Origin of the sequence: Corynebacterium mustelae (assembly GCF_001020985.1) — a bacterium.
Lineage (GTDB): Bacteria > Actinomycetota > Actinomycetes > Mycobacteriales > Mycobacteriaceae > Corynebacterium > Corynebacterium mustelae.
This window is the reverse complement of sequence record NZ_CP011542.1, coordinates 101,837-128,174: the sequence shown is the minus strand read 5'-3', so window position 1 is coordinate 128,174 and position 26,338 is coordinate 101,837. Positions and strand designations below refer to the sequence as shown.

The following is a 26,338-nucleotide window of genomic DNA, read 5'->3' as shown; positions in this document are numbered from 1 at the left end:
AATCAATATGGGGGTAGGCAATGAATGCTTTATTTCATTAAACCGGCCCTAACCTGGAAAATTTCTGCCAACTTTCATGTTCATCTATCTGAATGCCTTGCTACACGCCGCATATACTCATCCGACACATCCGCCACCAGCCGTGACCCCGCTAATCATCCCGTGATGTGAAACAATACATATCATGAGTCTTTCCACCACCGACAAGGTTGCTGCCGTCATCGTTACCCACAACCGGGTTGAATTACTGCGTGCCTCACTGGAAACAGTTGCTAAGCAAACTGCCGCTGTCCGATGGATCATCGTGGTGGATAACGGCTGCGACGACAAGGTGAAAAACCTGGTGGACACCGTCACCGGTGACCGTGGGGTGTATTTGGCGTCGAAAAGCAATCTGGGTGGTGCTGGCGGCTTCGCCTACGGCTTCCTTACCGCCCTCGCACTTGGGGCCGACGCGGTGTGGTGCGCCGACGATGATGGCCGCCCTGAGGATGAAAACGTGCTGACCACCTTGCAGGAATGTGCACAGCGCCACGGCCTTGACGAGGTATCGCCCGTAGTGTGTAATCTGTCGGAACCGGAAAAACTCGCGTTTCCGCTGCGCCGGGGGGTGGAGTGGCGTAGGTTGCGCAGCGAACTCATCGACCCGGAAAACCCCACCGACGACCTTTTGCCAGGCATTGCATCCCTGTTTAACGGCGCGCTTATCTCGGCTACCGCGATGGAAGTCATTGGGGTGCCCGACTTACGGTTGTTTATTCGGGGTGATGAAGTCGAATACCATCGACGACTTGTACGTTCCGGGCTACGCTTCGGCACGTGCCTGACCACCGCTTATCTGCATCCAGATGGTTCGGATGAGTTTAAACCAATTTTGGGTGGCCGCATGCATACCCAGTACCCGGACAACGACAATAAACGCTATTTTACCTACCGCAATCGCGGCTACCTGATGAATCAACCCGGCATGCGGCGGCTGTTACCGCAGGAATACGCCCGCTTCGGCTGGTTTTTCCTGGTGCAAAAGAAAGACCTTCGTGGTTTTATCGAATGGTTCAAATTGCACCGCCAAGGCCGGAAAGAACGGTTCTACCGGCCGCAACGGCGAACGCGATAACCACAAAAAACTAGGCGGTAGGGTTGGTGGCGGCCACGGTTTTACCGTTGAAGATAAACGCCCGCTGCACCGCGAAGTTCGTTACTGTCGCTACACCTTGAGCAATCACGAATGACACGGTATCCACCGCACCGCCTGGCATTCCGGTAGCCGTAAGTGGACCTTCCAAAACCCAATACAGGAAGTTCTGAACCGCGAACGTCGATAAGTACAATACTGCCACCGCCACGCTGGACTTTGCGGAGGTTTGGGCGGTAAACGTCCATTTGGAATTCATGATGTATGCGGTGATTGTTCCCGCAACCCAGCCCAGCGCCTTCGCCCAAGCACGCGGCATACCGAGCAGATAATCGAGCACCAACGTCAAACCAAAGTCAACAACCGCCGCGACGACTCCCACCGCGATAAAACGCGATAACTGGGTTTTCAACGACGAGGAATTCTGTGGTGTTGCAGCATCAGTCATGAAAACACACCCTAGCAGTATCCCGGCGCAATGATTACTTTTCGACGCCTCCCCGGCCGCCCCGCCCGGCGCAGTCATTCCATTTCAGCGACCAACGACGATAACCGAAAAACGTCGAAAAGCGATAGCCGATTCTTTCTACCGTTTCTGCTGGTAACGGCAGAAAAAGTTCCATGTTAGACCGCTGTGCTTGAATGTTTATCATGAGCTATGATTTCTTCCTTTTCACCCCGGAACGCACAGATAGTGGTGAAGTTGCCGTTGGCCCCCGCGACCTGGCCCACAACCTTAAACTACTGCGCCGTTATTTCGCAGAAACTGTAAACTCCACCCCGGAACTTGATACGGTTGCGGCGCAAATATCCAACGATATCGAACAGTTGGCGGCACGACGCGAGGCTATCCTCATTGAAAGCGCCAGCGTGGCTGGCGATCGTATAATCTGCGTGCCGGTGACGTATTCGTCACGAGATGCCGCCCGCAGCTATCTGATACAGATTGCACTCACACATGGGCTGGGTTTGGCAGATGCGAGCGATAATTTTGTCCTGCTCTACGGTGACGAAGACCCCCGCTACCATGTTCACGCGGCCGAATGGAGCATACCGGCGCTCTCCCGCGCAGCACTGGAATACAATTTTGACTATATTGTGGACAACGAAGCGGTGAATCCATACTTCATTCTTACTGACGCCACAGACGATGAAACCTTTATCCAGACCTGTGTGGAGGACATCGACGAGGTTTCCAACAACCACGATGAGGTTTCCTGGCGGCTGGAATATCGTGCAGGTAGTGCCGACGATCACTACGGCACCTTCGTCACGGGTGGGGCGAAGGTTGCCGAGATGATGCGGTATTGGTTGGATAACGCTCCGGAGTTTGCCCAATTGGATTGGGAAAAGATGGAATTTTAGCGTCGCAGTAATTCCCGATAAATATCAATGCGTTCCACCGGGCAGCGCATTCCACCTATCTGGGATAACTGTCGCAGTGAGGTGCGACAGTTATACCGCACCTCATCGGCGGTGCATCGCCACCCCAATGCCCGAACAATGCTTTCAATAATGCGGTCGGTGAGTTCGTCATCGCACATGCAGCTATGTGCTAAAACGGTTGCCCAAAACGCGGTTCGGCTTTCCGGGTGATGTTCCACGGGGAGCACCGCGCAGACCATTGCCACGTCTGGCGCAACTGGATTGGCATGGGAAAAATCCAACGCGCGCAGTAACGGCACAAAATCCACGATGCCTGAATCGGTGATTATGTCTACTACTTCAGGCCGGATGAGGTTCATGGTGTCCCCGCCTGCTAATGTCGCGTTAATGTCAGCGATTTCAAAAGGTTGATAAAGACTTCCAACACCACCAAGACACATCGCAGACATGCCATCGTCTTCGCAGTCCACCACGTCTACGAGTCTTACTGCAATATCGTGGCGTTGCACGGTAAACAGCAATTGATCGCCCTGATTCTGGCAACAGCAATCCAGCCGGAGCTCATCAATCAATTCTTCATCATTTTTACAGCAGCAACTTTTTTCACTTTCAGATAGCCCAAAGCAAATGCTTAGCATTTTTCCCAAGTCAGAAATCGTCGCATCCCCACCAATACCAAGATCACGAATAATCTCCTCACCGGGAGTAGCGATTCTTGCCTGAAGGATTAACGCCTTCTTAGCACGTAACCCGCCCAAGGAGGTAGAAAAATTGCTCTTGACTGGCATGGACATAGCCCCTAGGGTAGCGGCAAAATGTGAATTATGACGGACAAAGACAAGTTAAATACCTCTTAACGTGCGCTTATCAATTCATACTTCGTGAGACAATTCCCTGAAAAACCCAAACAGCATGTTGCGTATCACCCCTGCTACATGCATATATTAGGTGAGCGTATAGGAACGACTGGGCTTGGGGATCCGTGAAATGACGAGCACATTGAGTCCGTGGCGCGTCGAAAAGCACATCCCGTTATCGACTCCCACCTGGCGACTGAAATAGACTTGAGGCATGTTCGGTCTATTTAAAAAGAAGAAAAACCCCGGTCACATCGCGGCGGAACACACCAATCTACCCATGAGCCAACATATGACTCGGCTGATAGCAGAAGAACTTCCCTTATTAGATTCCGCATCCCGGGTACGCGTTTATGAGATACTCAACACGTATGATGGCCCAACCATCACGAGCCAAGAAGAATTACCAGCGGAAATACGCGAAATGCTGGATTTGTAATCGTTTTGCAACGTCACTTCTTTCCCAGTCTCCCGCCAAATATCGGTAGGGTTGAGCGAGATACGTTTCTAACCATTTTCCAGATTTGAAGGTGAATAAAACCCTCATGACCAAAAACTCCCCACTTGTAACCAGCGCCCAGAAACTAACTGGTTGGGGCCGGACCGCCCCCACCACCGCGCAGGTTCTCACTACCCCAGATGTGGAGGAAATCATCCGCGCTGTCGCGCTTGTTGCCGAGGACAACGCTGATAAACCGGACTACCTCAAACGCGGCGTCATCGCACGTGGCATGGGACGCTCATACGGCGACCCCACCCAAAATGCAGGCGGTCTTGTCATTGACATGCAGCAGCTCAACAACATCCACTCCATCGACCCGGAAACGGCCATCGTGGATGTTGACGGCGGCGTCACCCTAGATCAACTGATGAAAGCAGCTCTGCCCTATGGATTGTGGGTTCCGGTGCTGCCCGGCACTCGACAAGTAACCATCGGTGGTGCCATCGGGCCAGATATTCATGGCAAGAATCACCACTCAGCGGGCTCTTTCGGCGATCATGTCGTGTCCATGGAATTGCTGGTTGCCGACGGCCGCGTGCTGCACCTTGAGCCGGAAGGTTCCGACGATGACCCCACCGGCGAATTGTTCTGGGCAACCGTCGGCGGCATGGGTTTGACCGGTATTATCTTGCGAGCCCAAATCAAGATGACCAAGACCGAAACCGCTTACTTCATCGCGGACGGCGATCTGACTGCCAACCTAGACGAAACTATCGAATTCCACTCTGATGGTTCAGAACACAATTACACCTATTCCTCCGCATGGTTCGATGCGATTTCACCAGAGCCAAAGCTTGGCCGTTCTGCAATCTCTCGCGGTTCGCTGGCCACCTTAGCGCAGTTGGAGGAATTAAATCCGAAGCTGGCTAAAGACCCGCTGAAGTTCAATGCGCCTCAACTGGTCACCGTGCCGGATATTTTCCCATCGTTTACCATGAATAAACTCTCCATGATGGCTATCGGTGAATTGTGGTGGCTGAAATCCGGTACCTACCGTAACCAGGTGCAAAACCTAACCCAGTTCTACCAGCCGCTGGATCTGATCGGTGAGTGGAACCGTGGCTATGGTTCCAAGGGCTTTTTGCAGTACCAGTTCGTGGTTCCTATGGATGCGGTGGAACCATTCAAAGACATCATTCGGGACATTCAACGCTCTGGACATTATTCCGCGCTTAACGTGTTTAAGCTTTTCGGACCCGGTAACCGGGCACCACTAAGCTACCCAATGCCTGGTTGGAATGTGTGCGTGGACTTCCCCATCAAGCGCGGTCTCGGGCATTTTCTTGATGATCTTGACCGTCGAGTTATGGAATTCGGTGGCCGGTTGTACTTAGCTAAAGAATCCCGTACTTCTGCCGAGAATTTCCATAAGATGTATCCGGGCATGGCTGACTGGCTCAAGGTTCGTAACAACATCGACCCAACTGGTGTTTTCGCCTCCGATATGTCCCGCCGCCTTGAGCTGCATTAATAGAAAGGTTTTCTCCTAATGTTAAACGCTGTGGGCCAAGCCCAAAATATCCTGCTCCTTGGTGGCACTTCCGAAATCGGGTTGTCCATCGTCACCGAATTTCTCAAGAATGGACCTGCGAAAGTTATCTTGGCAGCCCGGCCTGATTCGCCGCGGATTGAAGGCGCTGTTGCTGAGATGAAAGGGGCTGGCGCTTCGGATGTAGAGGTTATCGATTTCGACGCGGTTGACTTCGCATCCCACCCGGATACTATCGACTTAGCATTTGCCAATGGTGATGTGGATGTCGCCATCGTGGCTTTCGGCACACTTGGGGATCAAGAAGCGTTGTGGCAAGACCAAAAGCTTGCCGTTAACTCGGCTGAGACAAACTTCACGGCACCAGTGTCCGTTGGTGTGCTGCTGGGCGAAAAATTCAAGGCTCAGGGGCATGGCAGCATCGTTGCGCTTAGCTCTGTTGCTGGTCAACGGGTTCGCCGATCTAATTTCGTCTATGGTGCCGCAAAAGCTGGCATGGATGGTTTCTACATAAACTTAGGTGAAGCACTGCGCGAACATGGCGTCAATGTCCTCGTGGTTCGCCCAGGCCAGGTTCGCACCAAGATGTCTGCCAACGCGGGCGAGGCTCCGCTGACGGTCGAGCGTGACGACGTGGCCAAGGCCGTAGTCGCCGCCGTATTGAATAAGAAAGACGCCATCTTCGTGCACCCCCTTTTCCAGTACGTTTCGTTGGCATTCAAGTTCATTCCACAGGCAATTTTCCGGAAACTTCCGTTCTAGTTTCGGTTTCTTCGCCCCCTTTGGCATTGTCCAAGGGGGCTTTGGCCTGTGTGATATGGGAGACTTATGGGTATGACTGTTCAGGAATCAAGTCACAAACAACCAGGAGCTATCACGTGCCGTGATGACTACCACCCCGATTTGCCCAGTGTGAAACACACATTGGTGGGAATTGTGGCAGCGGCTTTAGGCGGCCTGGTTTTCACCTTGGCTTGCTGGTTCGTCCTTAAAACCACTAATTTGCCAGCATTCGGCCCGTCTTTGGTCAGCCGTGCATTGGCAACTTTTAGCACCATCCTCTTATTGGTGGCGGTAGCCACCTTGGTTGTGTTGTGGGTGATGGACGAAAAGAAGAAAACACAGCGTCCGTTTTGGCGTACCGCGCTTAGCTATACGCTGTGTTACCTTGCACCAGCGGGACTGGTTGTCACAACCACCGCCATTCCGTTGTCCGCAACTCGCCTCTATTTGGACGGCATTACAGTTGACCAAGGATTCCGCACCCAATTCATGACCAGATTGGCCGATTCCTGGGCGCTGTCAGACATGAACTACATCGACCTGCCCACCTTTTACCCAGGCATGTGGTTTTGGTTTGGTGGTCGCGTAGCCAATATTTTGGGCATACCGGGCTGGGAGGTATTCCAACCGTGGTCATTGATGTCAATCGCGGCAGCCGCTTGTGTACTGGTTCCAGTATGGCAACGACTTGTCGGTAGTCTTCCGGTAGCAACCGGTATCGCTTTAGTAAGTACCGCCATCACATTGGTCATGAGCGCAGAAGAACCCTATGCGGCGATCATCGCCTTAGGTGTTCCCGCCGCATGCATTCTGGCGCGACGCGCATTGGTTGGCCGCAATCTAGCTATGGTCGGATTAATCATCTATCTGGGCATGTCGGCCTCCGCCTATACCCTATACACGGCAGTAGTAGCACTGAGCACCATCGTGATTGCTGCTTTGTATGCAGCGGTTTTGATGAAATCAGTCGTGCCAATCATCCGGTTAATAATCATCGGTGTGGCATCGATGGCCATCGCCGCTATTTGGTGGGGTCCGTACATTTTTGCGATTGTAAATGGGCATCCTGCCTCCGGCGCTACCGCGGCTCATTATCTACCACTATCGGGTACCCAGGTTCCGCTGCCCATGCTGGCTCCCACGTTGATCGGAGTTTTATGTTTGGTGGGGTTGGTCTACATGATCATGCGAGCCAGCAATTACGACGTGCGCATGCTAGGCATCGGACTCATTGTGTTTTACGGTTGGATCGCATTATCTATGGCGTTCACCGTTACCGGTACTACGTTGCTGGGCTTCCGGTTGGATGTAGTGGTGGCTTTGCAATTAGCAACCGCTGGCGTTTTAGGTTTCGCAGAGCTACGTATTTACAGCATTCATCGGTTGTTCCCGGAAGCCTTTGATGTTAAGACCTCCCGAACCATCACCGTCGTCTTTGTTGCGGTTCTTATGGCAGCTGGTTTAGCGTATGCGCAGAATATTCCGAATGAAAACGCCGACGCTATTGATCTTGCGTACACCGATACTGATGGTTATGGGGAACGGGCGGATCGGTATCCGCCTGACTCCGCCCAGTATTACGCCGAGGTTGCTGGCCATATCACTGAAAAGACGGGCAAGCTTCCACGCGATACCGTGATTTTGACGGATGAACGTAACTTCATGTCTTACCACCCGTTCCGAGGTTTTCAGGCCTTCACCAGCCATTATGCTAATCCTCTGGGTGAGTTTGATCGCCGAAATGAGGAGATCACCAGCTGGGCGTTGGGTAGCTGGAATAAGTTTAAAACCCCGCAGACCTTCGTCGAAAAGCTCGACGAGGCGGAGTGGAAGGCACCAGAAGTTTTCGTGTTCCGCGCCGATCTTGAATCAACAATCGAAGATATGAACAGTAGTAATGACAACACTGGCTGGGTGTTTGACCTGGCGGAGGATATTTATCCTAATAATCCCAATGTTCGGTTCCATGGCGTCCGGTTTAATCCGGAAGTATTCCTAGGTACTGGCACCATGTGGGATGCCACACAGATTGGCCCGTTTGTGGTGGTGACCCGGTCATGACCCTTACCACAACCACTTCAAAGAATGGTCACACCGGGTTGCGTAACCTTGCCATTGTTAGCGGCATCATGGGGTTCTTGCTCTTTATCCTTACTCCCTTTATGCCGGTCAGCCAGGTGCAATCTTCCTTGCATTGGCCGCAGAATGATTCTTTGAACTCTGTTAATGCCCCACTTGAGTCTTACGCACCGGAAAAAATCAGCTTGAGTGTTCCAATTTCCGCGATCAATTCGCTGCGGGAAGACGAAAACTTACTAGTTGGCACGTTGCCGCCAGATAGCGAAAAAGCTACGTCACGTGGCTTGTTTGTCCGGTCTTTCGACGGTGCCATTGATGTTTTGGTGCGCGATAACGTGTACTTCCAACTGGAGGCTGAGGAAGTCGCCGCGTTGTCTCCTGATGCAGTGCTCACAGTCACCTCGGATCTTAAGGCAACCACGGTGGAGATCCCCGGCGCGATTGACGCTGATGGCGAAGCATTGTACGTCACCAGTGAGGAAGAAGAAGATAAACGCCCGCAGATTACTGGTATTTATACGGAGCTAGCGGGTGACGCTAAATCGCTTATCGACGCCGGGCTTAGCGTCGATGTTGAAATCAACTCCCGGTACACGTCTTCCCCCACCATTTGGAAGTACGCCACCATGTTTGGCGCCGCATTCTTCCTACTTGTTGCGTTATTTGCGTTATATCGGCTCGACCGGCTCGATAATGCAGGGGGTTACAAGTTCTGGCCCGCTGGTTTCTTTAAACCCCGACTGATTGATGGCGTGGTATTCGGCATTCTTGTGGCCTGGTATTTCTTCGGTGCTAATACCTCCGATGACGGTTTCATTCTGACAATGGCTCGGGTGTCGCTGGAGTCGGATTACATGGCAAATTATTACCGGTGGTTTGGCGTCCCAGAATCGCCGTTTGGTGCGCCATATTACGACTTTTTAGCACTGATGACCACGGTGTCTACTGCTTCTACCTGGATGCGGTTGCCATCGCTGATTTCAGGCATTGTGATCTGGCTGATCGTCTCTCGCGAGATTCTGCCGCGCCTGGGTTCAGGAATCAATGCCCGCAAGGCGGCGCATTGGACCGCAGCCTTAATGTTACTGGCGTTTTGGCTGCCGTATAACAACGGCCTGCGGCCTGAGCCTATCATTGCGCTTGGCACGCTGGTTACCTGGGTTTCATTTGAACGGGCGATTGACCAGCATCGACTATTCCCAGCTGCGATAGGAACCATTGTCGCAGCATTCACGTTGGCTTGTGGTCCCACCGGTTTGATGGCGGTGGCTGCATTACTGGTTAGCCTTTCTAGCCTCATTCGTGTGATGCACCGCAGGCTGCGGTATTTCGGAGTGACAGATACCTCACCCCGCGCTGCACTCATTGCTGGATGGACAGCACTTCTAGCCCCGTTTGCAGCGGCAGGAACTGCGGTTTTCCTTGCGGTTTTCGGCGACCAAACTCTCATGACAGTGTTGGAGTCGATTCATGTCCGCGGCGACAAGGGGCCCAGTTTGAAGTGGCACCAAGAGTGGGTGCGTTACGAGGTGTTGTTCCAGCAGGCAGTCGATGGTTCCTTCTCGCGTCGCTTCGCTGTGTTGATGGCATTTTTAAGCGTGGTCTTCATATTTGCCTCAATGCTGAAAAACGGCAAGGTTCCCGGCTCAACTAAGGGCCCAGCGCTGCGATTGATGATGATCTTCCTGGGCACACTGTTCTTCATGAGTTTCACCCCCACCAAGTGGACGCACCACTTCGGTGTGTGGGCAGGTATCGCCGCAGCTTTAGGCGCGTTGGGGGCAATCGCACTCAGCGAAATTGCGACTCGCTCCCGCCACGCCCGCACCTTAGTGCTGGGTGGCCTGCTCTTTGTTTTCGCATTCGCGCTATCTGGCACCAATGGTTTCTGGTATGTCTCTAGTTACGGTATTCCGTGGTGGGATAAGTCAATCCAGTTTAAAGCCATCGAAGCTTCAACAGTGCTAATGGTTGTATCCTTAGTAGTTTTGATCATCGGTGTGGTGCAATCGTTCCGCAGCGGTTTAGCAACTGAGCTTGTCGACGCATCTACCGATTACAAGCGCAAAGACAAACGTCCCAGCCGGTTTACCAATCTCTTTGCCGCCCCGATCGCTTTCTTCTGTGCATTAGCGGTGATGTTCTCCCTCGCGTCTTTTGCCAAGGCGTTCATTGACCAGTACCCGGCGTATTCGGTGGGTCTGGGCAATATTCGTAGTGTTGCCAACAAAGCATGTGGCCTGGCTGATTACGTTTTGGTGGAAACCAACACAAATGATTCTTTCCTCAGCCCCTTGAGCGGCTCGTTGGGTAATTCCCTCACCAACGATAAAACCCGAGGGTTCCAACCGAATCGTTTGCCGCAATTGGGCACGAATCAGCTACCTAATTTGGTCAGTGCTGCAGAGTTACTCAATGTTGATGGTGGACGCCGCAGCGACAAAGGAATCAACGGTTCCACGTGGACATTGCCGTTTAATCTTGATCCGGACGTCGTCCCAGTTGTTGGCTCCTACACGCAGGGCCGTCAGTTCTACGCCCAAACCACTACCGAGTGGTATAAGCTTCCGGAAGAAACTTCCGATTCCCCGCTTATCGTCGTGTCTGCGGCTGGCATCATCGAAGGTGTCGACGCAGATGGGGTGGAACAAGAAGGCCAGAAGTTGGTACTGCAATACGGCAAGACGAACGGCGATGGTAGCGTCGAAAAGCTCGGGGAAACCCGAATGCTGGACATTGGCCCTATGCGGAAGTGGCGAAACCTTAGGCTTCCGCTTTCCGACCTACCTAAAGAAGCAGACGTTGTTCGTATCCATGCCGTCGATTCCTCCCTTGATGAAGAACAATGGCTGGTATTTACTCCACCTCGGGTGCCAAAGCTCGATACGTTAAATAATACGGTTGGTTCGCAAGCCCCCGGTTTGCTTGACTGGTCAGTTCCGCTGCAATTCCCATGTCAACGCCCGTTTAACCACTACGCAGGTGTTGCGGAAATCCCAACGTATCGCATCGTTCCGGATTATAAGGGTAAGCGCACTGGCACTAGCTTCCAGGACTACCACGGTGGCGGTGTCTTAGGCACAGCTGAGACCGTGAATTACTCCTACGAAATCCCCGCCTACGCCAAAGATGACTGGCTGCGCGACTGGGGCTCCATTGAGCGTTATCAGATCCGCCCGAATTCGGTAGGCGATATTCCTGACATCGCAATCATTGATCATGAGTCCGTAACTCGCTCCGGGTTGTGGAACCCAGGTCACCAAAATATCGATACCGATAAGAAGGAATACAACTAACCACCACAAACACCGCCTGGTCACGATGATTGATTGCCGTGGCCAGGCGGTGTTTGTGCTTTTCGACGTAGCCACGGCTGAATCATGGCTGAGGTCGCTTCTCATTACGGTTTGCTGGTTGGGGTTTCGTGGTTTTTCCATGCCGCCATAAGGCTTATCAGAACTACCACTATTGTGGAACCAACCAGAATGGTGTGACCAGAATAGGCGGCACTTAACGCACCGTATCCGATATATGCCAGTGGTATTAGACCGAAAGAAAAGGCGTAATCCAGCGAGGAAATCCGACCTATTTCCGACTGGCTAATTCGGGTCTGCAAAACCGATCCCCACAACGAACCTGACAGTTCCAATCCAATACCCGCCAGGAAACACGCAAAAAGAATCACATAGAACGACGTATCTGAAGCCACTGCAACCAGTGGCAAGATCGCCAGCGGAAAGACCAGAAACGACAACGATAGAATGTTGCGCTTTAGCGGAAACCGCAACAGGTACGCAGCACCCGCGATATAGCCAAGCGAGGTGGCAGATAGTGTCAGAGCCCATTGGGAGCTGGTTCCGGTTTCTAAAAATGTGAACGGTAGGGTCACTGCCGTCGCCCCGGACTCCAGAAAGAGTAGGATCGACCAGCTGGCGATAGAAAAAATAAACCACGGATATTTGTGTCTAAGATTCGATATCGTTACGGCAGTGTGCTTGGATTCGGCAGTGCCATTCACATCGTCGTCATTGTCCCCCGCTTCGGTGGTTGGGGAATTGGTGGTGATGTCGCGAATCTGACTAATGCAGATACCTGCGATAACAATGAGCGCTGCAACGAGGTAAAACAGAAAATCCGTGCCGAATAATGGGACCAATATTCCAACGAGCAACGGGCCGATAACTGACATAACATTGCGGCTACCGCGTGCGATGGCGTTGGCACGCACATTGTGTTCTGTAGGTACTATCTGCGGCAACAATGCATACAAACTGGGGGCGCCAAATGCACTGATAAGACCGGTAGCTAAAGAAATTGCATAGACCTGCCACCCTAATCCGTATGTGGTCAAGCTAAAGGCTAAAACAAGGTGGAGAAATCCACTTACCACTAAGGTGATGCTGGCAAGTCGCACTCGGTTGTATTTGTCGGCGGCTACCCCACCCAGCAGCGAAAGAACCATGGTGGGTAACGTTCGGGCTGCCAGTACCAACCCGATTCCGGTGGGGTTTGATTCTTCCACGCCTACGAAAATGAGACCTAACGACAATGCGGATAGGGCAAGCGATTGCAGTGCTTGCCCTACTACCAGGTACCAAAACGATGCAGGAAACATGCGGTGGCTTACTGTTCTATCCAGTCAATCATCATGGCTGCGTATGGTATCAGCTACGCTGTATCTGGTGGAATTTAGGTTTGCGCTAGAACCTGGGTATCCTCACCGGGTGAATTGTCAGAATCAGTGGTGCCTGACAAGTTGATCGTTATAACCCCGCGTGGCAGTTGCGACATTCGGGTGATTGGCTGTGGGGTTGTAAGCGGTTCGCCCTCTAGTTTCGCCTGCTTATTACATAGGTACCAGCAGTAGATAAAGGTGGGATACAGCACTAATGCCACACCAGCTAGCCACGTGATCTGGAAAGTGTTACCTCTATCCCACAGGATGTTCCAACAGAAATGTAGCGTGAAGGCGGCAAGGAATCCGGTGGCGAGATAGGCTAACCGCCGCGCAAAGGAGATATTCGCTAGATACATCGCATAGCCGACACCAAGCCCGGCGAGTGCCGACATAGTGATGTGCAGTCCTGGCCCCGCCACGGAGCGTAGTTGCCACATTTCCAGCGTCCCGGAAAAGTCACTATCTGAGTCGATAGTTGCACCGATGACACCATACAGCAGATTTTCGATGGTTTCGAAGCCCAAGCCGATGATGCCACCGGTGACAAAGCCATGCCATGGGCGGTTGAGTTTGTTAAATTGCAGCAATATGAGGGCGGTTCCCAGCGTCTTTGCGATCTCCTCTGGATAGGCACCGCCAAACGACGCTGATACTTCAATCCAGCCGAGTTTTTCTGTTAGGTCGCCGATGGAGGAGCCAAAGATGGTAACGACTAAAAGCGAAACCCCAGAACCCCACAGTAGGCAACTGAGATACCATTTCCAGCCAGCTTTGGGCCACATTGGGGAAATTTTAAACAGGTAGGTTCCCACAAGCAGATAAATCGCCGCGAAGAAAAGGCCGACGAATAAGCCGGATACTGATAACAGCGCGTTTAAGCCAACAAGAACCACGCCAGCAATCGTGCCAAAGCAGATGGCAACTATGAACACTATGCGTCCGAAAGTATTTGGCATGCTAGGCAGCGCTCCAATCTGAGGTTATCTCTTGAAAGCTATCGGGGTCGACCTCGTTGAGTGAAAGCTTTTTGCCTGAAAGTTCGGCGTCTTCTTTGAGCAGGGTGGATAGGACCAAATCCACCGCGTCATCGCGGTTTTCCCCGGAGATCAACACAAGAATAGCGTTGCCGTCCTGTTCCCCATGTCCAGTGAGGGTGATTCCGGTTTGGTTGGCCTCGTCGAAGTTGTCCATAAACCGGACGTTGCCGCTTCGATACATATCGCCGTTGGTTGGTGGGGTGTGCGTGCTGTAGCCCCGAATTGCCCGCCACAGTGTGCGGCTTGGCTGTTCACCGGATTCAATGACAGTGGTGTCCAACACGAAGTTGTCACATTCCCAACGTTTGGTAAAAGTTTCCGAAACGGCTTCGGCGCACTCGATTGGTTGGCCGTCGAAATCTTTGAGTTGGATTTCCCAATCCTCGTCTTTATAGCCCAATCGGACGGGTTCTTTTACTGGTTCGCCTTCGGGGACCACGAAATTAAGAATGGTAGGAAGTACCAGGAGAAATAGTAAAAATCCGCTAAAGCCCACCCACGAGGCAGTGGTGCCAGTAGGTCGGTGTCGGTAAAAAGCCATGATCCTAACTTACAAGACGAAATTAGCTAATGTTGTTTTCATGACTATACCGATGAACGATCTTTTCCGTTTTGTTAACGGACCGTGGCTTGATACGCATGTTATCCCTGCTGATCGCGCTTCTGAAGGCACCTTTTATCAGTTGCGTGACCAATCAGAAATTGATGTTCATGAGATTGTCTCAGCCACCCAGGAATCCCGCGCAGGCAAATTGTATCGTTCATTCATGGACGAAGCTGGCATTGAAGAAAAGGGCATCGCAGCAATCGAACCGGACTTGCAGCTTATCGACGTTTCCACCGTCGCCGATTTCGTCGATGCGCTAGGAGCACTCGACAAGGTGGGAATCGGCGCCCCAGTAGGCATGTGGGTGACGAAAGATTCCGCCAGCGAAGACGCTGTGGTGTACCTATTCCAAGGCGGGCTTAACCTCCCGGACGAAGCCTATTACCGGGATGAGGCACACGCTGAGACCCTCGCTGCTTACAGGGAACATGTGGCGCGCATGTTGAAGTTCTTAAACATTGACGGTGACGCGGCTGACCGAATTGTCGCCCTGGAGAAGGACATCGCTGCTGGTCACTGGGACGTAGTCAGTACCCGGGACGCAGTTAAGACCTTCAATCCCACCGAATTTGACCAAATGCCAGAAAAAGTTGCGGCTATGTTGCGCGCAGCTGAGGTGCCACAACAGCGGCTCATTGTGATGATGCCGGACTTCATGGCTCACTTAGATTCCCTGTTGACTGAAGAACGGCTGGCGGATTGGAAACTGTGGGCTACGTGGCGGATTCTGAATTCGCGTGCGGCACTTTTGACCGGAGAGATTGCCCGTGCCAGCTTTGATTTCTTCGGCACCAAACTCACCGGCGCGACCGAACAGCGAGATCGGTGGAAGCGAGCCCTTAATCTCGCCGAGGGGTTTGTGGGTCAGGAGATCGGTCAATTATTCGTCGACAAGTACTTCCCGGCAAGTTCCAAGCAAGAAATGCTCACCTTGGTGGACTACCTGGTCAAGGCATATCACGAGCGCATCAGCAATCTGGCATGGATGACGCCAACAACCCGTGAAAAGGCGTTGGAGAAGTTGGCGAAATTCCGCGCCAAGATCGGCTACCCAGATAAATGGCGTGACTATGGGGATCTGGATTTCTCCCCTTATGGTGCCGACCTGGTAGAAAACGTCCGAAAGGGCAGCGCGTTTGAGCACGCATACGAGCTAGCAAAGGTTGGCAAACCGGCCGACCGGGACGAGTGGTTTAGCACCCCACAGACCGTTAATGCGTTCTACAACCCGGTGGTCAACGACATTACGTTCCCTGCTGCGATTTTGCGCCCGCCGTTCTATTCCCCAGAGGCTGATACTGCCGAGAATTTCGGCGCGATTGGCGCTGTGATCGGACACGAGATCGGTCACGGTTTCGATGACCAAGGTTCACAATACGACGGCGATGGTAATCTGCAATCTTGGTGGACTGACGAGGATCGCGCCGCCTTTACCGAGCTAACCGCCAAGCTAGTTAAGCAATTTAATGGTCTCGTTCCAGCGGTATTAGAGGGAACTGGCATAGAAACAGCTGGCGTTAACGGCGAATTCACCCTCGGTGAAAACATCGGCGACCTGGGTGGTCTGGGCATCGCCGTGGTTGCTTACCGGCTCTACCTCGCCGACAAGGGATTGGATTTCGATTCCTCCCCGGTCAAGCCGTTTATCGCTGACGGTGCCGATCCAGGATTAAGCGAACACGAGTATTCCGGCTTGCAGCGACTGTTCCTATCGTGGGCGCATATTTGGCGCACCAAACTCCGCCCGGAATACGCAGCCCAATTGCTAGCCATCGATCCACACTCCCCTGCCGAATTCCGCTGCAACGTTATTGCCGGTAACGTTGCAGAATTCTACGATGCATTCGATGTCAGCCCCGGCGCGAAGGTGTTCATCGAACCAGAAGATCGAGTGACCATCTGGTAAACCTGGGTTAACCAAAAATGAACGCGCGGCAGATCCAATGAAGATCACTGCCGCGCGTTTTGTGGTTTTATAGCGCGTGGAATTGGGTTCCAGATCTAATGGCTGCGACATAGCGTTTGGTGGCGATGAATCCGAGGATTGCGATGAGGATAAAGAACCCGATGTTGTAGGTGGCGTCGACAAGCGATAGCGGGGTGTTCTCCCGCCACGATTGCACCACAGCACTTAGGGGCAAATACCGCATAAATTCTGGGTAATAGCTCAGCGGCACCACTGCACCCGTGGTTAAAGGCAGAAACGCTATGACCCAATTGAGGAGAAAATAGGGATTTCCTTTAGCTAAGCCGATTCCTGCGGCAGCGACCCCGAAGCAGATGCCGCATAACGCCGCAGGCAACACCAAACGCAGCATCATAAGCGGGTGAAAACCACCGAGTATCAGGAATAATACGCAGCCGGTGAGTACTGCCGTGCCGAAAGCCGGGATAGCGATTCCCATGAGGTATTTCCAGCTGTGTCCCGGGCGGAAGAATACCTCGTCGATGATTCCAAGCGTGCGATCGTGCACCACGATTGCAACAAAGGTACTCGCCGCGATCCCTAGGACGCCTATGCTTAACGACGCCAATGCGATCGCACGCACATCTGGTGCACCTATTCCCTGCCCGAGTAGGACATTGAAGGCCACACCAAGAAGCGGAATCACAAATACTCCGACAATAAAGGTGCGAAGATTGGCAAAGGTTCCAGTGCTTCGGGCGGCAACCCGTGCCGTATCAAAGATAAATCGCATGAGCTTACACCACATCTATCGTTGCATCACGGCGGGCGGCGGCAAGTGTTGCGTTCGCTACAACTCGCACCAGTACAAGCCACAACCCGGTAACCGCCACGGCAATCACCGCGTCCACTGGGTTTCCTGCAGCAAGGTAGCGAAACGCCCCCGCGCTGGGGATAAAGAACCTGGTGACGTCACTTGCCAGGTAGCCCGCCACCGTGAAATCAAAAATGCCACTGAGCGCTAAAAGCGGCACCAGTAGTAACCCTTCGTAGGCCAACGCATTGGGGGTTGCGATAAAGACCGCCGCTATCATGTAGCTGCTAACTACGACCGATAGCCATAAGACCACAAGCCCTGCACACAATTGAAGAGCCGGTGCGTTAGTTGCGTGCGGAAACCACACAAGCCAAGAAATAGGTGCCGCAAGTAAGCCAAAGGTGGCGCAGGCAGTGACGGTGGGCGCTAATCCGGCAAGGGATGAAATACGCCCTGACACTAAGAAAACGAGGGTGCCTTTGAAGCGCTCAAACCCTAAGATCCCCGACGCGGTAGCGGCTAAGGTCCACATGCCGATGGCTATGGTGCGAACAAAACCCAGGTAGGGGTCACCGCCCCAAGCGGCAACGCCTATTCGTTGAATGATTCCGGCAACCACCGTGGTGCTTATGACCAATTGGAAAAAATATGTGGTGCGGCTAAATTCGATCAACTGAAACCACGCCATTCGGATAAAACGCACAAACCCCATGCCTAGTTACTCGTTTCCATTCGCCGCCAACGCCAAGAAAGCGTCCTCCAATACCGCAGAGCGCAGGGTGTATTCCCGGTCTTTAACCAGATCGGTTAGTCCTGGCATTGATACGCCCACTGGAACGTAGTGGGTGAGTCGCCACATTCCGCCATGCGGTTTGATAACCGTGCGTCCGTAGGGTCGCAGTGCGGTTTTAATGTCCTCTAATTCGGAATCGTATTGCGGCACGAAACTAAACCCGAGCACCTGATCGACGTGGGCGAAGTCGAAAATGTCTTTCTCTTTGCCCACAATCGAAATTTCGCCGTTGTTTAAAACCGCGATTCGATCGGATAACTGGGAGATTTCCGACATGGAATGCGATGTGAGCACCATTCCGGCACCTTGGTCGGCAGCTTTCCTAATCACGTCCCGCACCTTAAGCGCAATATCGGGGTCGAGGCCGCTGGTGGGTTCGTCGAAAAGCAATACCTGCGGGTTCCCTAACAGTGCCCGCGCGATATGCAAACGTTGCTTCTGTCCATGGGATAGGGCGGCCGCTTTCACCGATAATTTATCGGCAAGGCCCACCAACTCCAGTACCCGACTGATTTCTTGTTGCTGGTTGCGGTAGGAAACCCCAGCAAGATCTGCGAAAAACCGCATGTTTGCATTCACCGTCGCTCGGGGATAGAAACCTTTTTCCACCCCAAGAACCAACCCGATGTGTGAACGCGCCTGCTGCGGTTTCGCCACTGCATCAATGCCTGCGACGGTGATTGAGCCCGCAGTTGGTGCCAATAACGTGCCGCACATTTTCACCGTTGTGGTTTTCCCCGCGCCGTTTATGCCTACCAGCCCGAGAATCTCACCTTGATTCACGCTAAAAGATACGTCTTTTACCGCGAACGTTGCACCGTTATCGAACGATCGCTTGAGGTTTTTAACGTCTAAAACAACCACCTAGATCGTCAGCTCCGCCAGCACATAAGCAACCCCGGTTTCAGTGTCGGTACCGACCAACGCCAACTGCACTGGCTTTGGTTCTAATTCGGTGGGTAGTTCCAGTCTGAAGTGCTTGCGTTCACCGTTGATGTCGATATTTCCCGTGACGGTATCGCCGGAAATCTCATCAAGGTGAATGTTTTCAATTGTCAGGTTATCCGCCCCGGCGCTGCCGGTTCCGCGAATAACCAGCGGTGGTTGTACCCCATCGGAACGCTGCGCATTGGTATCGCCTTCGATAATCACCCGTATATACTCGGCGACAGCTACCGGGTCGGCGATGGTTTTAGTGACATATCGTTGCCCCAGCTCGCTGTGCTGCATGGTAGAAACCTCAAAATCATCACTGATTCTGTGACTTCGGTAGGTCACGGGCAATTGTAGTAGCGGTCCGGTTTGACTAACGATCATGGTTTCGATTCCCACTTCGCCGTTCGGATCCACAAACCGGAATGCGCCTATAAGTTCATGCGGCCCAAAAACATCGGTGAGGATCTCCGATTTCGTCGGAGTTAAAGTCGCATCAAGAATCTCGGACACGCGTTCCATGCCTGGCCCCTTACTACTTAGTTCATCTTTGGATACCATGATGCCATGAGCGATAACACCAAAGCAGCAGAAGAGATAGAAAAAATTGAACGTGCCGAATTTCAGGTCGGCGGCATCGACCGCGAAATGTCCCCTGAGCAGCAGTTAGAACAACTCTCCACCTATATTTCCGCCCATTACGATGCGCCAGATAAAAATCCCCCGTGGTCCGATAATCCCTCCGATCCGGAACCTGCAGACACCTTCGACGCGCGGCTACCAGATCGCATTACCCATTCCGCGATGCTGATGTTAGGGGCCGCTGTGGATCACGCAATGCCGGGTGTTGCGTTCCCCGGAAACGTCACGATCACCGACGTTCCGGAGCTGAATGCCCAGCTTTTTAGCCCGTCCCAACCCCTGGAAGGTAAGTGGGCAATTTCGCTGCACCCCGGCGGCTGGTGGAAAGGCTCCGGGGTGGCGCTGGAAAACGCGTGGCGTCCAGAAGTCGCCGGTGTGGCCGAATTATCAGGCGTGACGATCCTCGACCTGGACTATCCATTGGTTCCGGAAAACACGCTGCCGGAGGTGATTTCTGCCGTCGCGGATGCCGCCGCCTGGGCCCGTGCGAATGGTGCATCATCGCTAGGTGCCTGGGGTTATTCCTCCGGCGGTGCGTTGGCGGTGCTTACAAGTTCGCTTTTCGACGCCCTAGCGTTGACCTTTCCACACCTTGACCTGTCAATGTTGCCGGAGTCCGTGCGAGGTGGCGTCACCTCGTTCCCCGAAAACCTCCCACCAACATTCCTGCAGGTCGCCACTCATGACGTTATCGCGGACCGCTACCTATGGGCGGAAGCGCAGGCAACCGTCAAAGAGTATGTTTCCGAGCATCGCATCTCCACCCCTACCGTTGCACGGGATCGTGTAACCGATGTCGCCGAGTTTCTTCGCAACCAGCTGTAGCCCGCCTAAAATCCCTGGCTCTGGCTAAAACCTACAAATCCTACAAAACCTACAGGCGGTGTGAAAACCTACAAATCCTACAAAAACTACAAGCGAAAAGTAGAATTAGGAGTCATGTTAGCCAACCCATTCCGACCGAGCTTTGGAGTCAACCCCGTCGTCTTTGTCGGGCGCATGCAATTTTTGCGCAACTTTGAATTCGCCCTCAAAGAAGGCGTCGGTTCGCCGCATAGATTCACACTTATTCAGGGAATTCGTGGGACCGGAAAAACTGCGTTGCTTAATCAGATGGAAGCGAAAGCAAAAGAAACAGGTTGGCATGTAGTTAGAGCCAGAGCATCTGAATCAATGGTTGAAGACTTGGTACAAGGACAACTACCTAGAATCCTCAACGCAATCCACCCTCAAACTGTTGACCGTAGCATCACAAATATAAATGTCGGCGGCATAGGTGGGTTAGGGGTTTCTGTTCAGCAACGGTTTCCTGAAGGTCACACGTTATGGACCAGCCTGAATGAAGTAAGTCGAATATTGACCGAATCTGGGCATGGTCTACTAATTACCATGGATGAGCTACAAGCAGCTCATCCAAAAGACCTCCACGAACTTTCCGACGCCATTCAAGATTCCGTACGTGATGGATACAACATCGCATTGAGCTTCGCCGGTCTACCAGGTGAAATAATTCGATTGCTGGAACATCCTGGCACCACTTTCCTACGGCGTGCAACTCCTATTACCCTTGGTGAGATCACGGATGAAGATGTGTCTTACGCCCTGGATTCAACGGCCAAACAAGGTGAAAAACACTTCACAACAGATGCACTACGTCTTGCCACTGGTTATTGCCACGGCTACGCCTTTCTCATTCAGCTCATCGGCTCAATCGCGTGGACTATGGCCACCGGTGATGAAATAACTGAAGCCGAGGTTCATGATAGCCTTCCGCTAGTCATTGAACGTATGGGGGAAATGGTGCATAAACCCGCGTTGCGCAATATCCCGTTTCGGGAGTTGGATTTCTTATGCACGCTTGCTGCCATGGGCGAATCGGCTCGAACCTCTGACATCGGTGAGGCCATGGGGATTTCTGGAAGCCAACCTTCAACCTACAGACGCCGCCTCATTGATCGCGGATTGCTCACCCCAAAAAGTCATGGTGAAGTAACTTTTGCCATGCCATATTTGCGGGAGCACATTAATCAAAATGCGCATCTGTATCGAGGCTGATCCATCATCAACATTCGTTAGTACATACACGGAATGTTGCGTTAGTTCTCTTCAAAAACATTCCCCCTTACCACTTACACTTGGTGCCGTCTTCAACTATCGGCTTTATGCCATCAACTCAGTGGCTCACCAGGCGAGAAGGGCGGGTACTGCAACTGAACTGGTCGCTCCACATTACTTACGAGTTCTCGGTATCGGCTTGGTTTATCGACAGAATAGAAAAGTGCGTCACGCTTTTCATCAGGAGTTTCACCAGGCAAGCTGCGGATCTCAGATATGAGCATCGATAACCGCTCTTGGTGCCGGTTAGCCATGCGGTGTCCATTCATCCAATTGCGAACAGATCTGCGGCTTACCCCAAAAAGCTTCCCTAACTGTTCAATAGACAGTCCTGACATTTCACGCAGTGACGCTACTTGCTCCCCATCACTAGGAGTTTTCTCTACAACCGCAGGTTTGGAAGATTTGGCAGATGAAAAATGGGGAAAGTCACGACTATCATCATCGAAATCAAAGCGATACGAAGCCATATCCACCCGCCCTGCGGCGCTGATAATGCCCTCCGCTTCCCACAACGGCCTAGCCCGGTCGGCCACCGCACTGGTTCCGTCGGCTCGCACTACCCGCCACCAGCAGGTCACATGGCCGTGGGTGCGCATGATCCGACCGACGTGGCGTGGATTGCACCCCACCTGAGCGGCAATATCGCCGTAAGCTACGACCATGCCCGGTGGGATGCGATCGCAGCACGACAGTATTGCGTCGGTGAGGTCGTCGATAAGCATTAGAAAGTGAAATCTTTAAGATCGATTCCTTCAAGCGGGTCGGATTCGCGACCTTCTTCAACAGGTGGTAGCACCTCGCAGAGAGTAACGGTTGCGCCGGTGGAATCGGCGATAATCGCCATGCGGCCGAAACCAGAATCGAAAGGTTCGCGGATTATTTCGCCACCGAGTTCCGGCACCTTTGCCGCCGCGTCATCAACGTTGAGCACCCCGAGGTAGGACTGCCAGAAACTTGGCACCTGCGGCGGAAACTGCCCAACGGCGTTGAAGATGCCAGCGAACGCCGCGCCGTCGACAAGCGCGGTGGTATAACCCCCATCATCGCTTGTCGACGTCACCCAGCCAAAAAGTTCAGGGTAAAACTCGCAGGCCTTGTCATAGCCCGTGGTGGCGGTCAGTTCATGCCACACCGGGGTACCCGGCTCACCGGCCGCAATAAAGGAGTCCTCGCCCGCAGGCTGGATCAAACCGAACATCCCGCCCGCGTTATCGACAGCCACGGCCATGTGGCCAAGTCGGACTTCCGTAGGCTCCACCAGCACTCGACCACCTAATTCGGATACTGTTGCGCAATCAGCATTGATATCGGCGGACTGGAAATATGTCACCCAGGTGTCGGGCTGGTTCGCTTCAACCGGGCGTTGGACAAAGCCAGCGACCGGCAAACCTTGAATCCGGGCGATGCGGTATTCCGCAGCTACTTCCTCAATCTCCCAACCCAAGATTTCTGAATAGAAATGTGCGGATTTTCGCACATCAGAGCTGGTCAAATCGATCCAATAAGGCATGCCGGGTTCTGCTTGAAACGCTGGCATTTACATGTTCCTCCACACTTCTGGGTCAAAATCATCATTGGCGGTGGCTTCATCGAAATAATCGTCGTCATCGGCGACGTTGGCTTTCACTTGGGCACACATTTCACCCACGCAAACCACGTCACCGTCCCGCAGGGTCTTACCACGACGGGTATCTACCACCCCGTTGACAGTGACCTGGCCGTTGGCGATTACTTCTTTGGCAATTCCACCAGTTTCGACCAAGCTGGCAAGTTTAATAAACTGCCCCAGTTTAATTACGTCATCGCGTATCGCGACTTCCATCGGCTGCATAACCAGATAGTTTAGGCGAAACGCACCGCAGTGCCGGTCGCGCCCACCATCAACATGCCACCGTCGATGCCCACGGTCTGGTAGTCCACATTCACGCCGACCACTGCATCAGCACCAAGCTCAATGGCGCGCTGCACCATTTCACCCAATGCAGCTTCCCGGGCATTGATGAGTTCGTTTTCGTATGCTTGGCTGCGGCCACCGACCAGATTACGGAAACTCGCGGCAATATCTTTGAACGCATTGGCACCGAAGATGCTTTCACCTGCTACCACCCGAATGTATTCGGCAATGGTGCGGCCATCGACGTTATTGGTTGTTGTGACGATCATGATTCCTGTGATCCTTTCTCATGCGGTCAATTAGATAAATGTTTTAATGGGTGATGGTGTGGAGTGGCAACTTACTTTTAGTCGTTTTCACGCCATTGTAGTGGTGTCAGAAAATTCGCTGTGGTTTTACACATGTTTCGCTAACCCCCATACCCCTTCATAGATCATCACCACCCCGATGACTGTGAAAATTACGCCGGAAATCAGATCGATTATCGCGGCGTTCTTTACTATTTTCGCAGCCATCGTGTGCACGCCCACGGCGAAACCCACAAACCAGAGCAACCCAGTAACGATGAGGATTCCAGCGATAACCACAGCCCCTGCCACCCCGAGTTGCGGGGGTAGAAACTGGGCAAATATCGCGGCAAAAAACACCACAGCCTTGGGGTTAGCCAGGTTCGTTAAAATTCCGGTCCGCAACGCAGCCCACGGCGATAACCGGTGAGACAACCGTTGTTGATCATGCGAGTCAGACAGTGACAGACCAACCTCGTTGTGGTTTTGGTCGGTTTGCTGCCGAGACGCCACCACAGCTGCCCGGATGGAACAAAATCCGATCCAAGCGATATACCCACCACCTATTAGTTGAATAGCATGGATAACGGAGGGGGTCTTTGCCATTATGGCGGCCAATCCAATCAGGGACGATACAATCCACAAGGTATTCCCCACCATGATGCCAATGGCGCACATGATTCCAGCATGTTTTTCTTTGGTCCCTAACCGTGTGATTTGTAGGGTATCTGGACCGGGCAAGGTGATAGCCGCTATCCACACGCTCACAAGCGCAATGATGGAACTAAAAGTCACTCTACATCACAAAACCGTTAGATCACCTGGTCACGCGGAGTAATGACCATTCGGTCGATATTGACATGTTCGGGCAACCCAGCAACCCAACGAACGGATTCAGCAACATCATCTGCGGTGAGATTGAGCTTATCGGCGTAAACAGCATTGGCTTTTTCTTCATCACCTTTAAACCGCACCAGGGAAAAATCGGTTTTTACGCGGCCGGGATTAATTTCGGTGATTCGGATTCCCCGTTCGGCAAATTCGATACGCATGACTTTATTCATTGCAGTTACGCCGAATTTAGCAGCGTTATAACCGGCACCACCAGCATAAGGTGCGAAACCTGCAACGGAAGACATGTTGATAATGTGCCCCTGGCAGCGAGTAAGTACATCCAACAGTGCTTGGGTTACACGCAAGGTGCCTAACACATTGGTGTCGTACATCCATTGCCAGTCCTCTATGCTGGCTTCGGCAATCGGATCTAGACCCTTGGCACCGCCAGCGTTATTGACCAGCAGGTGGCAGTCGGTGATCGCTGCCGCAAAGTCCGCAATGGATTTTTCATCGGTCACGTCCAATTCAATGGCTTGCCCACCGATTTCCTTTGCTATTGCTTCCAGTTTTTCTTTCCGCCGTGCCGCAACGATCACATGCCAGCCGTCCGCCGCTAAAGCTCTAGCTGTTGCCTCCCCAATTCCTGATGATCCGCCAGTTACCACTGCAACTTTTTTGCTCATGGTGTCTTAGTGTAGCTTCCCGCCGACAGCAACGGGCATATTCTTTTAATCGCTGTCGATCCCTGTGGAGCAACCACAAACGCACTGAGCCTTTAAGCCCCAAAGGTTAAGCATTAGCTTTCCGGTTGTGGTCTACCACGCGCGGCTCCTATCACTCGGTCGTCCACGATACCGATGGCTTGCATGAGGGCATAGCAGGTTGTTGGCCCGACATAGCTAAATCCAAGTTCTTTTAATTTTGCCGCCATTGCAGTTGATTCAGGACTGGTAGTGGGAATAGCTGCAACCGATGCTGGACTAATGTGATTTTCCGGGGCAAACGACCAGATTAGCTGTGCAAGGTCACCGTATGTGGTGGTTCGTAATTCCAGTGTTTTCGCTGCGTTATTGAGCACCGAAGCGATTTTTCGGTGGTTTTTAACCATCCCCCGGCTTTCCATGATGCGCGGAATATCAGTTGTATCCATGACAGCTAGTTGGTCTGGATTAAAATTACACAAACCGGCCCGTAAGTATTCCCGCTTGTTCAATACAGTTCGCCAACTTAGTCCGGCTTGAAAGCCTTCTAGGCACAGCCGTTCAAATACTCCTTTTTCATCAGTGATGGGTTGCCCCCATTCGCCGTCATAGTACTCGCGTAGCAGTGGATCATGTACTGCCCATGGCGGTCGCCATTGATTATCTTCGCACTTCACCAACCCAGCTTCTGTTAGATCGGTGGGGGTCTGTGATGTATTGATGTTTGTCATGAGCTCACCTTACAAATTTCCCCCGACATGAATGGGGGGCTGTATTACCCCCTACAGTTATAACTAGCGGTTTTAGAGAAAAAGCTAGGGTTGAGACTGTGATTTTTGATCTTTATAGAATAGGTG

General features: G+C 52.6%; 27 protein-coding genes. 10 read left to right on the top strand and 17 right to left on the bottom strand.

The genetic code is table 11. The annotated features are described in order from the left end of the window. Positions 1–184 precede the first annotated feature (184 nt). Positions 185–1,117 carry a galactofuranosyltransferase GlfT1 gene (glfT1, locus tag CMUST_RS00600; RefSeq protein WP_047260892.1) on the top strand — a complete coding sequence of 311 codons (933 nt, stop codon included), beginning with the start codon at positions 185–187 and terminating at the stop codon, positions 1,115–1,117. A gap of 10 nt (positions 1,118–1,127) precedes the next feature. Here the strand turns inward: glfT1 and CMUST_RS00595 are convergent, their stop codons facing one another. Together CMUST_RS00595 and CMUST_RS16710 are read right to left on the bottom strand one after the other, a co-directional pair. Continuing rightward, complete coding sequence (locus CMUST_RS00595; RefSeq protein WP_201779211.1) at positions 1,128–1,583, bottom strand: GtrA family protein; 456 nt, start codon at positions 1,581–1,583, stop codon at positions 1,128–1,130. A gap of 34 nt (positions 1,584–1,617) precedes the next feature. Further along, positions 1,618–1,788: a hypothetical protein gene (locus tag CMUST_RS16710; RefSeq protein ID WP_158408175.1), complete on the bottom strand. Its 171-nt coding sequence runs from the start codon at positions 1,786–1,788 to the stop codon at positions 1,618–1,620. On the opposite strand from CMUST_RS16710, the gene CMUST_RS00590 reads away from it, so the two are divergent. Then, positions 1,787–2,500 carry a hypothetical protein gene (locus CMUST_RS00590; protein WP_047260891.1) on the top strand — a complete coding sequence of 238 codons (714 nt, stop codon included), beginning with the start codon at positions 1,787–1,789 and terminating at the stop codon, positions 2,498–2,500. The two genes, CMUST_RS16710 and CMUST_RS00590, sit on opposite strands and share 2 nt — an antisense overlap. Here the strand turns inward: CMUST_RS00590 and CMUST_RS15675 are convergent. Beyond that, positions 2,497–3,309, bottom strand: coding sequence for a hypothetical protein (locus tag CMUST_RS15675; protein WP_052844451.1), 813 nt, complete (start codon positions 3,307–3,309; stop codon positions 2,497–2,499). The genes CMUST_RS00590 and CMUST_RS15675 overlap by 4 nt on opposite strands. Before the next feature lie 283 nt (positions 3,310–3,592). On the opposite strand from CMUST_RS15675, the gene CMUST_RS00580 reads away from it, so the two are divergent. The 5 genes from CMUST_RS00580 (at position 3,593) to CMUST_RS00560 (ending at position 11,527) form a co-directional block, all read left to right on the top strand. Beyond that, a complete protein-coding gene (locus tag CMUST_RS00580) occupies positions 3,593–3,817 on the top strand; it encodes a hypothetical protein (protein WP_047260890.1) in 225 nt (74 codons plus the stop codon). Positions 3,818–3,923: 106 nt separating this feature from the next. Beyond that, positions 3,924–5,351, top strand: coding sequence for an FAD-binding oxidoreductase (locus CMUST_RS00575; protein ID WP_047260889.1), 1,428 nt, complete (start codon positions 3,924–3,926; stop codon positions 5,349–5,351). 18 nt (positions 5,352–5,369) lie between these two features. Further along, a complete protein-coding gene (locus CMUST_RS00570; protein WP_047260888.1) occupies positions 5,370–6,131 on the top strand; it encodes a decaprenylphospho-beta-D-erythro-pentofuranosid-2-ulose 2-reductase in 762 nt (253 codons plus the stop codon). Positions 6,132–6,203: 72 nt separating this feature from the next. Further along, positions 6,204–8,213, top strand: coding sequence for a galactan 5-O-arabinofuranosyltransferase (locus CMUST_RS00565; RefSeq protein WP_047263236.1), 2,010 nt, complete (start codon positions 6,204–6,206; stop codon positions 8,211–8,213). Continuing rightward, positions 8,210–11,527, top strand: a complete 3,318-nt coding sequence (locus tag CMUST_RS00560) for an arabinosyltransferase domain-containing protein (RefSeq protein WP_047260887.1) — start codon at positions 8,210–8,212, stop codon at positions 11,525–11,527. Before CMUST_RS00565 ends, CMUST_RS00560 begins: the two co-directional genes overlap by 4 nt. A gap of 104 nt (positions 11,528–11,631) precedes the next feature. Here the strand turns inward: CMUST_RS00560 and CMUST_RS00555 are convergent, their stop codons facing one another. The 3 genes from CMUST_RS00555 to CMUST_RS00545 all read right to left on the bottom strand — a co-directional run bounded on the left by CMUST_RS00555 (position 11,632) and on the right by CMUST_RS00545 (position 14,487). Continuing rightward, positions 11,632–12,846 (bottom strand): MFS transporter, encoded by a 1,215-nt coding sequence (locus CMUST_RS00555; RefSeq protein ID WP_047260886.1) that lies wholly within the window; start codon positions 12,844–12,846, stop codon positions 11,632–11,634. 74 nt (positions 12,847–12,920) lie between these two features. Then, positions 12,921–13,865, bottom strand: coding sequence for a PrsW family intramembrane metalloprotease (locus CMUST_RS00550; protein ID WP_052844450.1), 945 nt, complete (start codon positions 13,863–13,865; stop codon positions 12,921–12,923). Between the two features lies 1 nt (position 13,866). After that, complete coding sequence (locus tag CMUST_RS00545; RefSeq protein WP_047260885.1) at positions 13,867–14,487, bottom strand: hypothetical protein; 621 nt, start codon at positions 14,485–14,487, stop codon at positions 13,867–13,869. A gap of 52 nt (positions 14,488–14,539) precedes the next feature. Here CMUST_RS00545 and CMUST_RS00540 point away from each other — a divergent pair, with 52 nt between their 5' ends. After that, on the top strand, positions 14,540–16,459 hold the full coding sequence (locus tag CMUST_RS00540; protein ID WP_047263234.1) for a M13 family metallopeptidase: 1,920 nt from the start codon (positions 14,540–14,542) through the stop codon (positions 16,457–16,459). Between the two features lie 67 nt (positions 16,460–16,526). On the opposite strand, the gene CMUST_RS00535 is transcribed toward CMUST_RS00540, so the two are convergent. From CMUST_RS00535 to CMUST_RS00520, 4 genes are read right to left on the bottom strand one after another with little or no spacing between them, the layout of a single operon-like run. Then, positions 16,527–17,252: a hypothetical protein gene (locus tag CMUST_RS00535; RefSeq protein ID WP_144414082.1), complete on the bottom strand. Its 726-nt coding sequence runs from the start codon at positions 17,250–17,252 to the stop codon at positions 16,527–16,529. 4 nt (positions 17,253–17,256) lie between these two features. Beyond that, positions 17,257–17,988 (bottom strand): hypothetical protein, encoded by a 732-nt coding sequence (locus CMUST_RS00530; RefSeq protein ID WP_047260883.1) that lies wholly within the window; start codon positions 17,986–17,988, stop codon positions 17,257–17,259. A 6-nt stretch (positions 17,989–17,994) separates the two neighbouring features. Beyond that, a complete protein-coding gene (locus tag CMUST_RS00525) occupies positions 17,995–18,933 on the bottom strand; it encodes an ABC transporter ATP-binding protein (RefSeq protein WP_047260882.1) in 939 nt (312 codons plus the stop codon). Next, positions 18,934–19,524, bottom strand: a complete 591-nt coding sequence (locus tag CMUST_RS00520; protein WP_047260881.1) for a CG0192 family protein — start codon at positions 19,522–19,524, stop codon at positions 18,934–18,936. A 45-nt stretch (positions 19,525–19,569) separates the two neighbouring features. On the opposite strand from CMUST_RS00520, the gene CMUST_RS00515 reads away from it, so the two are divergent. Both CMUST_RS00515 and CMUST_RS00510 read left to right on the top strand, forming a co-directional pair. Beyond that, the gene (locus CMUST_RS00515; RefSeq protein WP_047260880.1) at positions 19,570–20,469 is read left to right on the top strand and encodes an alpha/beta hydrolase; all 900 of its coding nucleotides are present in this window, start codon (positions 19,570–19,572) and stop codon (positions 20,467–20,469) included. A 114-nt stretch (positions 20,470–20,583) separates the two neighbouring features. After that, positions 20,584–21,699: an ATP-binding protein gene (locus CMUST_RS00510; RefSeq protein WP_047260879.1), complete on the top strand. Its 1,116-nt coding sequence runs from the start codon at positions 20,584–20,586 to the stop codon at positions 21,697–21,699. A 113-nt stretch (positions 21,700–21,812) separates the two neighbouring features. Here CMUST_RS00510 and CMUST_RS16705 read toward each other — a convergent pair whose 3' ends face one another. The 7 genes from CMUST_RS16705 to CMUST_RS00475 form a co-directional block, all read right to left on the bottom strand. Then, positions 21,813–22,484 carry an MGMT family protein gene (locus tag CMUST_RS16705; protein WP_158408174.1) on the bottom strand — a complete coding sequence of 224 codons (672 nt, stop codon included), beginning with the start codon at positions 22,482–22,484 and terminating at the stop codon, positions 21,813–21,815. Then, complete coding sequence (locus CMUST_RS00500) at positions 22,484–23,299, bottom strand: VOC family protein (protein ID WP_047260878.1); 816 nt, start codon at positions 23,297–23,299, stop codon at positions 22,484–22,486. The genes CMUST_RS16705 and CMUST_RS00500 overlap by 1 nt, the downstream gene beginning before the upstream one ends. Next, entirely contained in the window at positions 23,300–23,593 is a 294-nt protein-coding gene (locus CMUST_RS00495) for an RNA-binding S4 domain-containing protein (protein WP_047260877.1), read from the bottom strand. Positions 23,594–23,604: 11 nt separating this feature from the next. Next, on the bottom strand, positions 23,605–23,925 hold the full coding sequence (locus tag CMUST_RS00490) for a heavy metal-binding domain-containing protein (protein ID WP_047260876.1): 321 nt from the start codon (positions 23,923–23,925) through the stop codon (positions 23,605–23,607). A gap of 126 nt (positions 23,926–24,051) precedes the next feature. Continuing rightward, positions 24,052–24,738 carry a LysE family translocator gene (locus CMUST_RS00485; protein WP_047260875.1) on the bottom strand — a complete coding sequence of 229 codons (687 nt, stop codon included), beginning with the start codon at positions 24,736–24,738 and terminating at the stop codon, positions 24,052–24,054. Between the two features lie 17 nt (positions 24,739–24,755). Further along, on the bottom strand, positions 24,756–25,463 hold the full coding sequence (locus CMUST_RS00480) for an SDR family oxidoreductase (RefSeq protein ID WP_047260874.1): 708 nt from the start codon (positions 25,461–25,463) through the stop codon (positions 24,756–24,758). A gap of 113 nt (positions 25,464–25,576) precedes the next feature. After that, positions 25,577–26,212, bottom strand: a complete 636-nt coding sequence (locus CMUST_RS00475) for a DNA-3-methyladenine glycosylase I (RefSeq protein ID WP_047260873.1) — start codon at positions 26,210–26,212, stop codon at positions 25,577–25,579. Between the last annotated feature and the right edge of the window lie 126 nt (positions 26,213–26,338).

What these genes read in the sequence shown, in the direction of transcription:
- CMUST_RS00535 (WP_144414082.1), bottom strand. Translation starts at nt 17,252, where the DNA reads ATGCGATTTATCTTTGATACGGCACGGGTTGCCGCCCGAAGCACTGGA.
- CMUST_RS00480 (WP_047260874.1), bottom strand. Translation starts at nt 25,463, where the DNA reads ATGAGCAAAAAAGTTGCAGTGGTAACTGGCGGATCATCAGGAATTGGG.
- CMUST_RS15675 (WP_052844451.1), bottom strand. Translation starts at nt 3,309, where the DNA reads ATGCCAGTCAAGAGCAATTTTTCTACCTCCTTGGGCGGGTTACGTGCT.
- CMUST_RS00570 (WP_047260888.1), top strand. Translation starts at nt 5,370, where the DNA reads ATGTTAAACGCTGTGGGCCAAGCCCAAAATATCCTGCTCCTTGGTGGC.
- CMUST_RS00520 (WP_047260881.1), bottom strand. Translation starts at nt 19,524, where the DNA reads ATGGAACGCGTGTCCGAGATTCTTGATGCGACTTTAACTCCGACGAAA.
- CMUST_RS00545 (WP_047260885.1), bottom strand. Translation starts at nt 14,487, where the DNA reads ATGGCTTTTTACCGACACCGACCTACTGGCACCACTGCCTCGTGGGTG.
- CMUST_RS00490 (WP_047260876.1), bottom strand. Translation starts at nt 23,925, where the DNA reads ATGATCGTCACAACAACCAATAACGTCGATGGCCGCACCATTGCCGAA.
- CMUST_RS00515 (WP_047260880.1), top strand. Translation starts at nt 19,570, where the DNA reads ATGAGCGATAACACCAAAGCAGCAGAAGAGATAGAAAAAATTGAACGT.
- CMUST_RS00560 (WP_047260887.1), top strand. Translation starts at nt 8,210, where the DNA reads ATGACCCTTACCACAACCACTTCAAAGAATGGTCACACCGGGTTGCGT.
- CMUST_RS00475 (WP_047260873.1), bottom strand. Translation starts at nt 26,212, where the DNA reads ATGACAAACATCAATACATCACAGACCCCCACCGATCTAACAGAAGCT.
- CMUST_RS00565 (WP_047263236.1), top strand. Translation starts at nt 6,204, where the DNA reads ATGACTGTTCAGGAATCAAGTCACAAACAACCAGGAGCTATCACGTGC.
- CMUST_RS16705 (WP_158408174.1), bottom strand. Translation starts at nt 22,484, where the DNA reads ATGCTTATCGACGACCTCACCGACGCAATACTGTCGTGCTGCGATCGC.
- CMUST_RS00500 (WP_047260878.1), bottom strand. Translation starts at nt 23,299, where the DNA reads ATGCCAGCGTTTCAAGCAGAACCCGGCATGCCTTATTGGATCGATTTG.
- CMUST_RS00595 (WP_201779211.1), bottom strand. Translation starts at nt 1,583, where the DNA reads ATGACTGATGCTGCAACACCACAGAATTCCTCGTCGTTGAAAACCCAG.
- CMUST_RS00590 (WP_047260891.1), top strand. Translation starts at nt 1,787, where the DNA reads ATGAGCTATGATTTCTTCCTTTTCACCCCGGAACGCACAGATAGTGGT.
- CMUST_RS16710 (WP_158408175.1), bottom strand. Translation starts at nt 1,788, where the DNA reads ATGATAAACATTCAAGCACAGCGGTCTAACATGGAACTTTTTCTGCCG.
- CMUST_RS00510 (WP_047260879.1), top strand. Translation starts at nt 20,584, where the DNA reads ATGTTAGCCAACCCATTCCGACCGAGCTTTGGAGTCAACCCCGTCGTC.
- glfT1 (WP_047260892.1), top strand. Translation starts at nt 185, where the DNA reads ATGAGTCTTTCCACCACCGACAAGGTTGCTGCCGTCATCGTTACCCAC.
- CMUST_RS00555 (WP_047260886.1), bottom strand. Translation starts at nt 12,846, where the DNA reads ATGTTTCCTGCATCGTTTTGGTACCTGGTAGTAGGGCAAGCACTGCAA.
- CMUST_RS00540 (WP_047263234.1), top strand. Translation starts at nt 14,540, where the DNA reads ATGAACGATCTTTTCCGTTTTGTTAACGGACCGTGGCTTGATACGCAT.
- CMUST_RS00550 (WP_052844450.1), bottom strand. Translation starts at nt 13,865, where the DNA reads ATGCCAAATACTTTCGGACGCATAGTGTTCATAGTTGCCATCTGCTTT.
- CMUST_RS00530 (WP_047260883.1), bottom strand. Translation starts at nt 17,988, where the DNA reads ATGGGGTTTGTGCGTTTTATCCGAATGGCGTGGTTTCAGTTGATCGAA.
- CMUST_RS00575 (WP_047260889.1), top strand. Translation starts at nt 3,924, where the DNA reads ATGACCAAAAACTCCCCACTTGTAACCAGCGCCCAGAAACTAACTGGT.
- CMUST_RS00495 (WP_047260877.1), bottom strand. Translation starts at nt 23,593, where the DNA reads ATGCAGCCGATGGAAGTCGCGATACGCGATGACGTAATTAAACTGGGG.
- CMUST_RS00580 (WP_047260890.1), top strand. Translation starts at nt 3,593, where the DNA reads ATGTTCGGTCTATTTAAAAAGAAGAAAAACCCCGGTCACATCGCGGCG.